This is a genomic window from Azospirillum sp. B21 (assembly GCF_008364825.1).
GTDB lineage: Bacteria > Pseudomonadota > Alphaproteobacteria > Azospirillales > Azospirillaceae > Azospirillum.
This window is the reverse complement of record NZ_VTTO01000011.1, coordinates 82,986-94,094: the sequence shown is the minus strand read 5'-3', so window position 1 is coordinate 94,094 and position 11,109 is coordinate 82,986. Positions and strand designations below refer to the sequence as shown.

Here is an 11,109-nt window from a genome sequence, read left to right as displayed (position 1 = left end):
CGAACGCATGTCGCGGCGCATCCCCCTCACCCCGGCCCTCTCCCCGGGGGGGAGAGGGGGATTCCGTCGCCGCCCTCGTCATGCTCCGCTCACCTGATTCTTCTGCCCCCCTCATACTCCGGTAGCGGCCCCGACCTCAAGGCATGCGGCCGGTCAGGGTGGCGCTCAGCCCCTGGAGAAGGCCGACCTGACAGACGGTGTCGAAGGTGGAGCGCATCAGCGACGGGTCGCCGATCGACACGCGGATGTCGCCCGCCCGCGGTTCCGAGTGGCGGCGGCGAACCTGGCTGCCGCACAGCTCCTGCAGGACGTCCAGCAGCATCACCAGCGAGGTCGCGCGGCCGGTGCAGAGGTTGAACACCTGCGCGCCGGCGAAGCGCCGCTCCATCGCCAGCGCCAGGATGCGCACCACGTCACCGACGAAGACGAAGTCGCGGACCTGCTGGCCGTCACCGTGGATCTCCACATCCTCGCCGCGCGCCACCCGGCGGGCGAAGATGGAGATCACGCCGCTGTAGGGCGACATCGGGTCCTGCCGCGGCCCATAGACGTTGAAGAAGCGGAAGCCGACCGTCGGCACCCCCTGGATCGACCACGCGACGCGGGCATGCATCTCGCAGCCCAGCTTGTCGACCCCATAGGCGGACAGCGGACGCGGAAGCTCGTCCTCCTTCAGCGGCGTGTTGGTGTTGTCGCCATAGATGGCAGCGGACGAGGCGTAGACGACGGGAATCGGACCGCCGCGCTTGGCGTCGCGTGCCGCCTCGAAAACGGTGACGGTGCCCAGCAGGTTGGTGCGGTGGGTCTCCGCCCACAGCTCCCGCGATTTCTGCACGGATGCGACGGCGGCAAGGTGGAACACGCCGTCCACCCCCTCGCCATCGTCGCCGGCCATCGCCTCGCGCACCGCATCGGGATCGGCCACATCGCCCACCACCAGCTTCGCCGCCTCCGGCTTCTTGTCCAGCCGACCGCTCGACAGGTTGTCGAGGATCGTCACCCGATGCCCGTCGGCAAGCAGCCGGTCGGCCAGATGCGAGCCGATGAAACCGCAGCCGCCGGTGATGAGGTAGTGCGCCATGGTCCGTCCAAGCCCTTCCTTCGTTGTGACCGGTCCCGCCGCAGCGCAGCAGAGCCGCCGGAATTCCCACTCTAAGGGTCGGGACACAACCGCAGGATCGCCAGACCATCTTCGGGATAGGCCGGTGCCTCAACCGGAGAGCCGCGCCGCCCGTTCGGCGACCCGGCGGGCGAATCGGCCCGACTTCGGCCACCGCGGTTTCCGGATAGGCACGACCGATGGTTCAACAGGGTTATCCACCACCTTGTCCACGGTTCTGTGGATAACCATGGTCAAGCTTGCCAGCCCGAATCCCGCGTCGGACCGGACACACTGGTGCAGAAATGCTGCTGTGTACGTATGGTTCCTTGGCCGGATCCTTTGCTGCACAGCACAAAATCGATCAACGCAAAAGGCCCCGCTGTGGCATTCACGCCACGGCAGGGCCTTTCGATCGGATCGGACGGGCCTGTGGACTATGGCCCGGCTTGCGCTTTTGCCGGCGTCAGCCCTGCTTCGGGCCAAGCATCTCCGCCTTGACCGTGGCGAAGGCCCAGTCTAGCCAGGGCAGCACCGCCTCCATATCGTCGTTCTCCACCGTCGCCCCGCCCCACAGACGCAGGCCTGGAGGGGCGTCGCGGTAGGAACCGGCGTCGAAGGCGGCCTCCTCCTTCTCCAGAAGCGCAGTCAGCTTCTTGGCGAAAGTCGCCTGGGCTTCCTCCGGCAGAGCGGTCACCTCCGGATCGGTGAAGCGCAGGCAGATGGAGGTGCAGGAGCGGGTCGCCGGCTCCTTGGCGAGGAAGCCGGCCCAACTGCTGGCCTCCTCCCACTCCGCGACGATGCGCAGGTTTTGCTCCGACCGGCGGATCAACTGGGTCAGGCCGCCAACCGACAAGGCCCAGCGCAGGCTGTCGATGGCGTCCTCGACGCACAACATAGACGGGGTGTTGATGGTGTCGCCTTCGAAGATGCCTTCGATCAGCTTGCCGTTCTTGGTCAGGCGGAAGATCTTCGGCAGCGGCCGGTCGGGCTGGAAGCTCTCCAGGCGCTCCACCGCGCGCGGGCTCAGCACCAGCATGCCGTGCGCCGCCTCGCCGCCCAGAACCTTCTGCCAGGACCAGGTGGCGACGTCGATCTTGCTCCAGGGCATCGCCATGGCGAAGGCCGAGGATGTCGCGTCGCAGATGGTCAGCCCTTCGCGGTCGTCCGCGATCCAGTCGCCGTCGGGCACGCGGACGCCGGCGGTGGTGCCGTTCCAAGTGAAGACCACGTCGCGGCTGAAATCGACCGCCGACAGGTCCGGCAGTTCGCCGTAGGGGGCGATCAGGTTACGGACGTCCGGCAGCTTCAGCTGCTTGGCGACGTCCGTCACCCATTCCTTGCCGAAGCTCTCCCAAGCCAGCATGTCGACGCCGCGGGCGCCCAGCATCGACCACAGCGCCATCTCCACCGCGCCGGTGTCGGAGGCCGGGACGATGCCGATGCGGTAATCACCGGGGATGGCCAGAACCGCGCGGGTGAGGTCGATGACCTCCTTCAGCTTGGCCTTGCCCGGCTTGGAGCGGTGCGAGCGGCCGAGCAGCGCGCCGTCCAGCGCGTCGAGCGACCAGCCCGGTCGCTTCGCGCACGGACCCGAGGAGAAGAGCGGATTGTTGGGGCGGCGGCTTGGGCGGCTGATCGTCATGGCGGACTTCCTGTCCCGGAACGGGAATGTGCGGAGGTCCGGACCTTAAAAGCTGCGCCCCCGCCCGTCAATCGACGGGCAGCGACGCCCAGCCACACCGGATGCGCAGCCCTGCCAACGCCTCTGCCAGCCCCCCTGTCCGCCGACTACTTCGTGCGGCCGATCTTGCCGTTGCGGTAGGTCCAGGCGGCTTCGCCGCCGCCGGCCGGCTGCGGCATCGAAACGGTCAGCATGTCGTTGTCGATCGTGACCTGAGCGGCATCGCTGCACGAGCCGAAGGGATAGGAGACCACCGGCTGCGGCCCGCCGACCTCGAGGATGCGGAAGCGGGTCGGGCAATCCTTGGCGCCGGTGTCGGCCTGGAACAGGGCGATCCAGCGGTCTTTCAGGGAATAGGCGCCGACGAAGGACAGCATGTCGCTCTCCTTGTCCTCGAAGACCGGCTTGTCGTTGACCGAGACCTGCGTGTGCTTCGGCCCGATGTCGGTCATCGTCAGAATCGTGTTGCCGAGCGCCGCCATCAGGCGGGGCTCGGCCGCGCTGGCGGAGGTGGGGATCAGAAGGCTGCCCGCCACCGCGGCACACACACAAAGAACCCGCAAAGGCCGTCTCCCTGGCTGCTGCGCCCCGGCGGGGCGGCTGTCCGAACCGGGCGCACCATAATGCGGTAGGCGCCCGGCCGGAAGCCGTCCTTTTTCGCCAGTGGAGTACGGCAGCATGATCAGCGGATGTTGACGCTGAAACCGAATCCGGGAGCGACGGGGGCCGGCGCATAGATGACCGGCGGCGGCGGCGCATAGATCACCCGCGGCGGCGGGGGCGGGGCGTAGATGACCGGCGGCGGGGCGTAATAGACGTCACGCTCGCGCCAATGTCTGTGGTGATGCCGCGGACGATCCCAGCGGCGCCAATCGTGGCCGCCGCGGCCGGGACCATGCCATTCGCGGCCGTGATCGCCGCGCCCGCGCCAGCCGTCACCCGCCTCCGCCTGGCTGACGGTCACGCCCAGCATCGATCCGGCGACCAGAGCGCCCAGAACCACGGCTTTCAATCCAAACCCAAAACGGCCAGTCATTCCGGCGTCCTCCTGGTGTCGGGAAGCGGTTGTTCCCCTTTGATCGGATGAACGCGAAGGCCCCCGCTTTCATTCCACTCCTTCGTAAAAGATTTCGTCCTACGACCTTGGTCGAAGCGGTCAGACCTGGCCGTCGGCGAAGCCAGGGCGCTGGCGCGGCGGAGTGAACAGGCCGGGTGCCTGATACACGGGCTGGTCGGCGGGCCTGCCGAAATGATAGCCCTGGGCCAGTTCGAAGCCCCAGGCGTTGAGCTGCGCCGCCTGATCGGGAGTTTCCACCATCTCGGCGATCACCTGCACGCGGACCTCCCGGCACAGCCCCACCATGGCGCGCAGGATGGCGTCGTCGCGCGGGCTGCCGCCCAGCCGCTTCACATAGCTGCCGTCGATCTTCACGAAATCGACCGGCAGCGCCTGGATATAGGGGAAGGAGGCGGCCCCCGCGCCGAAATCGTCCAGGCAGATGCGGTGCCCGGCGCGGCGCAGATCCTCCAGGATGCGGGCGGCGCGCGGCAGGTCGGTGAGGCCGGTCGACTCGGTCACCTCCACGAGCAGGCGGGACCGCAGCGCCGGATTGCGGGCGACCAGCTGCTGGAAGGCGACGACGAAGATGTCGCTGCCCAGTGACGCCGCCGACATGTTGACGGCGATCTGCAGACCGGCATCGGCGGCCAGAACCTCCAGCGCCTTCTCGCAGACCAGCAGGTCGACGTCATGGACCATGCCCACCTGTTCGGCGAAGGCGATGGTCGGGCCGGGGGCTCCGTTGGGGAAGCGGGCCAGTGCCTCGTAATGGTGCAGCCCGCGGGTGGCGAGCGAGACGATGGGCTGGAACTGCAGTTTCAGCCGGTCGTCGGTCAGCGTGGAGCGCAGGCTGGTCACCCGCGTCACCGTCTGGTCGACCAGCAGCTTCACCGCGTCATGCATGGTGGCGATGTCGAAGCCGGTGCCGTCCTCGGCGAAGCTCTTTACCGTGAACATCAGCACGCGGCCGGCATCCTCCCGGCTGAGGCCGGGCGCCGCCATGTCGAGCGTCAGGTTCTCCGAAGCCAGAGGCAGGCCGTTGGGCGACAGGCCGGCGCCGGTGACCGCGATCTCGCTGGCCAGCGCGTCGGCCGACACGTCGCTGCCATGGACGAGGCCGAAGCGGTCCTCCCCCAGCCGGGTCGCCAGAGTGTCGTCGGCAGCGTGGACGCGCAGCAGCGCCCCCACCTCCCCCAGCAGGCGCAGGGTCAATTCGGCACCCAGCCGCGACTTCACCTCGCCGAAATCGGCGATCTTGATCAGCGTCAGCTTGGGCGGTGCGTTGCCGACATGGACACCGAACCGCTCGCCCAATTGCGACTGGAAGGCATCGGGGTCGAGAAGTCCGGTCTCCGCATCGCGGGCCGGCTGCGCCGTGCTGCCGGCGCCGCTCTCCAGCCGCGTCAGCGTGAGCTGCACATTGGGAGAACGGCCGAGCCGGTAGCCGGACAGGTTGGCCTTCACGCCGCCGGCAAGCTCGACGGCACGCGGTTGCAGCCGGTGATTGGACCCGGCGGTGCGCAGCAGGCGCCGCACCAGCCCGCGGTCGCCGGCAGCCACCACCCGGTCGATGGGCTGGCCGATCAGGTCGCTGTCCGTGATGCCCAGGAGATTCTGCAAGGCCCCGGCCGCAAATCCGATGGTCCCGCGCGCATCCACCTCGATCAGCACATCCGCGTTGGCGAACGCGAAGCCGAGGAAGCGTGCGACGTCCGATGTCATGTAGCCTCGACAGGAATCGCTGTGGGACAGGCGGTTTCCGACGCATCATATCGCCAGGAGCGAAATAATATGTCTACTTAAGGTTCGCACCCTAAACGTAAAGGAAACCCTACCACTATCGAAATTTCGTCGACCTACCTATTGGGCACAGGAACGGAGTCCGGGGGGCAGAGCAAACCGAACAGCGTCTCAGGCCGGAACCACGCTCTTGCCGAGAAACGCTTCGAACTGGTCCACCGGCAGCGGCCGGCTGATCAGGAAGCCTTGGATGCGGGTGCAGCGCTGCTGGCGCAGCATGTCGGCCTGCTCCTGCGTCTCCACCCCCTCGGCGATGGTGTCGAAGCCCAGGCTTTCGGCGAGGTTCACGATGGTGCCGACGATGGCCGGATCGGTGGTGGACTTGACGATGTCGCGGACGAAGCTGCGGTCGATCTTCAGCGTGTCGATGGGGAAGCGCTTCAGATAGGCCAGCGAGGAATAACCGGTGCCGAAATCGTCGATGGACAGGCGAACGCCGATGTCCTTCAGCCCGTTCAGAATGGTCACCGCCTTTTCGATGTCGCCGATCATGGCGCCCTCGGTCAGCTCCAGTTCCAGCCGGCCGGGAGGAATGCCGGCGGACTCCACCACGCTGCGGACGAAGCCGACGAGGCGGGCGTCCTGGAACTGGCGCGGCGACAGGTTGACCGAAACGGACGGGATCGGCAGGTCGCGCCTTATCCAATCAGCCAGCCGGCGGCAGGATTCGATCAGCGTCCAGGCGCCGATTTCCCAGATCAGGCCGGTCTCCTCGGCCAGCGGGATGAACTCCGCCGGGCTGACCATGCCGCGGATCGGGTGGCGCCAGCGGATCAGCGCCTCCGCCCCGATGGTGCGGTTGCCGGCAAGGTCGATCTTCGGCTGGAAATGCAGTTCGAATTCGCCACCGCCGCTGGCGCGGCGCAGATCGCTTTCCAGCCCCAGCGTGAAGCCCGAGCGCTCGCGCATCCCGCCGTCGTAGAAGACGTATTTGTGCTCCGGGTTGCGCTTGGCGTGGTACATGGCGAGATCGGCGTTGCGCAGAAGCTGGTCCGCCGTCTCGCCGTCGTCAGGATAGAAGGCGATGCCGATGGACGCACCGCAGAATAGCTCCTGATTATGGACGGCGAAGGGCTCGTCCATCGAATAGAGCACCTTCTCCACCAGCCGGGCGCCGGCGGAGCGGTCGGCGGCGTCGGGTGCAACGATCAGGAACTCGTCCCCGCCCAGCCGGCCGACGGTGTCGGTCATGCGGGTGCAGTTGCGCAGGCGCCGCGCCACCAGCTTCAGCAACTCGTCGCCGGCATGGTGGCCCAGCGTGTCGTTGACCTGCTTGAAACGGTTGAGGTCGAGGAAGGCGACGGCGACCTTGCTCTTGCTGCGCTGGGCGCGGACGATCGCCTCCTCCAGCCTTTCGCAGACCAGCCAGCGGTTTGGCAGGTCGGTCAGCCGGTCGAAGCTGGCCTGATAGCGGATCTGGTGTTCCTGTGACTTGCGTTGGCTGATGTCGGCAATGGTGAGGACATAATGCTCCAGCACGCCGTTGGGCGCGCGCACCGACGTCACCGACAAAGCGGCGGCAAAGGCATCCCCGGAATGGCGGAAGCTGGTGACCTCTCCCTGCCAGCGGCCGGACTGGCGGGCGGTGGTCCAGATGGCGTCGATGAAGTCGCGCTCGTGCGAGCCGGGGGCGAAGAGGACCAGTGGCCGGCGCAGCAGCTCTTCCCGCTGGAAGCCGGTCATGATCTCGTAGGCCGGGTTGATCGCCTGGACGGTCAGTTCCGGATCGACGATCAGGATGCCGTCGGCGACGCTGTCGAACACGGTGGCGAGCAGCCGGATCTTCTCCTCGTGCTGCTTGCGTTCGGTGATGTCCTGAACGGTGCCTTCGTAATAGCGGATGCGGCCGTCGTTATCGCGCACGCAGCGCGCACTCTCCGAAATCCAGATGATGGAGCCGTCACGGCGGAAGACGCGCGCCTCGAAACTGTGGACGCGGTCCTGGCGGGCCATCAGGTCGGCGAAGGCCTCGCGCTTGCCGGGATCGACGTAAAGCTGGCAGGCGATATCGGTGAGGTTGGCGATCAGGTCTTCCGGCGACGCATACCCATAGATGTCGGCAAGCGCCGGATTGACCCGAAGGTACCGCCCGTCGACGGTGGTCTGATAAATGCCTTCGACGGCATTTTCGAAGATGCTGCGGTACTGCTCTTCAGTCTCGTGACTCATTGCCCGCGCCTCATCCGACGCCAATCCCGAACCGCCTGGAAACAACATAAGCGTACAACTCAAACAACGATTGTGGAATCTCCACCTTTCCGCAATGCGGCAAAGTAGACGTCGGTCCGACAACGCCCGTCAAGCGCCATCGGTGATACTGTGGCATAGTACGAAGGGAAAATATAACAAAAAGGTAACCCATCCTGTCCAATGAGCAGGGGTCTTGCCGGTACAGTGAGGCAAGCCATTGATCGGAAAAGCTCATTTGTGCGCACTATATTGAAAGTCTGAAAGACTTCGCCCCGAGCAGGCGATGGCGCCCCCTGCCATACGATCACAGTCATTCCTATGCGAATGGCTGATTTTTACTCACAACCGCACAATGTGTGAGCAATCGCAAAAGCGAGCGTCGGCATCGACAAGCCCCCCGGCTGAGGAAATCGGCCCGTTTCCGCGCATCCGGCGGACTGGCACGCGCCGTGCAAAGTTGTCGGCGGCAAGCCAACGGCGGCTTGACCAGCGCGAGGCCAAAGGCTCGGCCCGCACCCAAATCACATGCAACGCGTCCTTCTTTTCCTGCCCCCGCACCGGACCGGTGCCGCGCGGGCCGGACCCGACGCTGCTTGCCGTTCTTTCAGCACATGTTCCAAGGGGACTTGTCATGTCGTATTTGGTGCCCTCCGAGTTCGTCACCAAAATGGTGGATGCCGGCGAATCCAAGATTTTCATGTCCACCCGCGACACCGTCATCCGGGCATTCATGGCGGGTGCGATCCTGGCGCTCGCAGCGGTCTTCGCCGTCACGGTCACGGTCCAGACGGGGTTCCCGATCATCGGCGCCATCCTGTTCCCGGTCGGCTTCTGCATGCTGTATCTGCTGGGCTTCGACCTGCTGACGGGCGTGTTCGTGCTGACGCCGCTGGCGCTGATCGACAAGCGGCCCGGCGTGACCGTCGGCGGCATCCTGCGCAACTGGGGGCTGGTCTTCCTCGGCAACTTCCTGGGCGCGCTGACGGTGGCCGTGATGATGTCGATCGTCTTCACCTACGGCTTTTCCACCCCGCCGGACAAGGTCGGCTCCGTCATCTCGCATATCGGCGAGAACCGGACGCTGGGCTACGCGCAGTATGGTGCCGCAGGCATGCTGACCATCTTCCTGCGCGGCGTGCTGTGCAACTGGATGGTCTCCACCGGCGTGGTGGGGGCGATGATCTCCACCTCCGTCAGCGGCAAGGTGATCGCCATGTGGATGCCGATCATGCTGTTCTTCGGCATGACCTTCGAGCATTCGGTGGTGAACATGTTCCTGTTCCCGTCGGCGATGCTGATGGGCGGCAACTTCTCGGTCATGGACTACATGATCTGGAACGAACTGCCGACGGTGCTCGGCAATCTGGTCGGCGGGCTGGCCTTCACCGGCCTGACGCTCTACGCCACCCATGTCCGCACCGCGCCGAAGCGCCGCCTGCAGCAGACCGGTTTGCAGCCGGCCGAGTGACGCGCCCTCCTCCAGCTTTTGAAACGACCCCGGTCCGGTTCGGGCCGGGGTTTTTCGTGACGGGACCGGCATCGTGAAAGAGTTGCGAATCTCCATCGGCCAATGGTCCGACAAGGGGCGGAAGGACGCCAACCAGGACTTTCACGGCGCCCTGATCCCGGTGGCGCCGCTGTTGGGAATGAAGGGCATCGCCGTGGCGCTGGCCGACGGCATCAGCAGCAGCCCGGTCAGCCACATCGCCAGCGAATCCGCGGTGAAGAGTTTCCTGACCGACTATTACTGCACGCCGGAAAGCTGGTCGGTGAAGACGGCGGGGCAGCGCGTGCTGACCGCGACCAACTCCTGGCTTCACGCCCAGAACCGGCGCAGCGAATACCGCTACGATCAGGACCGCGGCTATGCCTGCACGCTGAGCGCGCTCGTGCTGAAATCGGCCACGGCGCACCTGTTCCATGTCGGCGATTCCCGCATCTACCGCATCGTCGGCCGGTCGCTGGAACAGTTGACCACCGATCACCGGGTGGTCGTCTCGTCGGAGGTCAGCTATCTCGGCCGGGCGATGGGCGTGGCGCCACATCTGGAGATCGACTACCGCGAGGTGGCGGTGGAGCCGGGCGATGTCTTCCTGCTGGCGACCGACGGCGTCTACGAGCATATCGATGCCGATTTTTTAGTCAGCACGATTTCCGAACACCCGGAGGATCTCGACCAGGCGGCGCGACTCGCGGTCGAGGAGGCGCTTCGCCGCGGCAGCGCGGACAACCTGACGATCCAGATCCTGCGCGTCGACGCCGTACCCGCTCCCGATGCCGGCGACCTGTTCCACCGCCTCTCCGACCTTCCCCTGCCGCCGCTGCTGGAACCACGGACAGAGTTCGAAGGGTACCGAATCCTGCGGGAACTGCACGCCAGCAGCCGCAGCCACGTCTATCTCGCCCAGGATGGCGATGGCGGACCGGCGGTGGTGCTGAAGATTCCGGCCATCGACCGGCGCGACGACCGCGCCCATCTGCGCCGCTTCCTGATGGAGGAATGGATCGCCCGGCGGGTGAACAGCCCCCATGTGTTGAAGCCGCCGCCGCAAAGCCGTCCGCGCCGCCACCTTTATGTCGCCACAGAGTACATCGAGGGGCAGACGCTGACCCAGTGGATGCGCGACCACCCCAGCCCCGACCTGCCCACGGTGCGCGCCATCGTCGAGCAGATCGGCAAGGGGCTGCAGGCCTTCCATCGGCTGGAGATGCTGCACCAGGACCTGCGGCCCGACAACGTGATGATCGACCGCACCGGCACCGTGAAGATCGTCGATTTCGGTTCGGTTCTGGTGCCCGGCATCCTGGAGACGATGCCCGACGCCGACCGCAGCGAAATCCTGGGGACCGTGCAGTACACGGCGCCGGAATATTTCCTGGGCGAAGGCGGAACGCCGGCGTCGGATCTCTATGCGCTGGGAGTCATCGCCTACCAGATGCTGACCGGCCGGCTGCCCTATGGCGGCGATGCGGCGACGGCCACCACGCGGGTGCGCCAGCGCAAACTTGTCTACCGCACCGCCTTGCACGACGAGCGGGACATTCCCGTCTGGCTGGACGGGGTGCTGCGCAAGGCTGTCCATCCGGACCCGGCCAAGCGCTATCAGGAATTGTCGGAGTACCTGTACGACCTGCGCCACCCGCGCAGGCATGGCCCGGGCGCGCGGCGCCGGCCGCTGATCGACCGCAACCCGCTGGCCTTCTGGCAGGGGCTGTCGGCGCTACTGGCGCTTGCGGTGCTGGTCCTGCTGGCCGGCCGCCCGTAAGCGGGGCGGC

At 66.3% G+C, this 11,109-nt stretch carries 8 protein-coding genes; 2 read left to right on the top strand and 6 right to left on the bottom strand.

The annotated features are described in order from the left end of the window. Nucleotides 1–136: 136 nt before the first annotated feature. The 6 genes from FZ983_RS23030 to FZ983_RS23005 all read right to left on the bottom strand — a co-directional run bounded on the left by FZ983_RS23030 (nucleotide 137) and on the right by FZ983_RS23005 (nucleotide 7,812). A complete protein-coding gene (locus FZ983_RS23030) occupies nucleotides 137–1,081 on the bottom strand; it encodes an SDR family NAD(P)-dependent oxidoreductase (RefSeq protein ID WP_149225823.1) in 945 nt (314 codons plus the stop codon). A 484-nt stretch (nucleotides 1,082–1,565) separates the two neighbouring features. Continuing rightward, nucleotides 1,566–2,744 carry a phosphoserine transaminase gene (locus FZ983_RS23025; RefSeq protein ID WP_149225822.1) on the bottom strand — a complete coding sequence of 393 codons (1,179 nt, stop codon included), beginning with the start codon at nucleotides 2,742–2,744 and terminating at the stop codon, nucleotides 1,566–1,568. 146 nt (nucleotides 2,745–2,890) lie between these two features. Further along, on the bottom strand, nucleotides 2,891–3,319 hold the full coding sequence (locus FZ983_RS23020; RefSeq protein ID WP_247883927.1) for a hypothetical protein: 429 nt from the start codon (nucleotides 3,317–3,319) through the stop codon (nucleotides 2,891–2,893). Between the two features lie 146 nt (nucleotides 3,320–3,465). Continuing rightward, nucleotides 3,466–3,819 carry a hypothetical protein gene (locus FZ983_RS23015; RefSeq protein WP_247883926.1) on the bottom strand — a complete coding sequence of 118 codons (354 nt, stop codon included), beginning with the start codon at nucleotides 3,817–3,819 and terminating at the stop codon, nucleotides 3,466–3,468. A gap of 120 nt (nucleotides 3,820–3,939) precedes the next feature. After that, nucleotides 3,940–5,565: an EAL domain-containing protein gene (locus FZ983_RS23010; protein ID WP_149225821.1), complete on the bottom strand. Its 1,626-nt coding sequence runs from the start codon at nucleotides 5,563–5,565 to the stop codon at nucleotides 3,940–3,942. 189 nt (nucleotides 5,566–5,754) lie between these two features. Continuing rightward, nucleotides 5,755–7,812 (bottom strand): EAL domain-containing protein, encoded by a 2,058-nt coding sequence (locus FZ983_RS23005; protein ID WP_149225820.1) that lies wholly within the window; start codon nucleotides 7,810–7,812, stop codon nucleotides 5,755–5,757. A gap of 652 nt (nucleotides 7,813–8,464) precedes the next feature. Here FZ983_RS23005 and FZ983_RS23000 point away from each other — a divergent pair. Then, nucleotides 8,465–9,301, top strand: a complete 837-nt coding sequence (locus tag FZ983_RS23000; protein ID WP_149225819.1) for a formate/nitrite transporter family protein — start codon at nucleotides 8,465–8,467, stop codon at nucleotides 9,299–9,301. A gap of 73 nt (nucleotides 9,302–9,374) precedes the next feature. Further along, nucleotides 9,375–11,099 (top strand): bifunctional protein-serine/threonine kinase/phosphatase, encoded by a 1,725-nt coding sequence (locus FZ983_RS22995; RefSeq protein WP_247883925.1) that lies wholly within the window; start codon nucleotides 9,375–9,377, stop codon nucleotides 11,097–11,099. The last annotated feature ends 10 nt before the right edge of the window (nucleotides 11,100–11,109 follow it).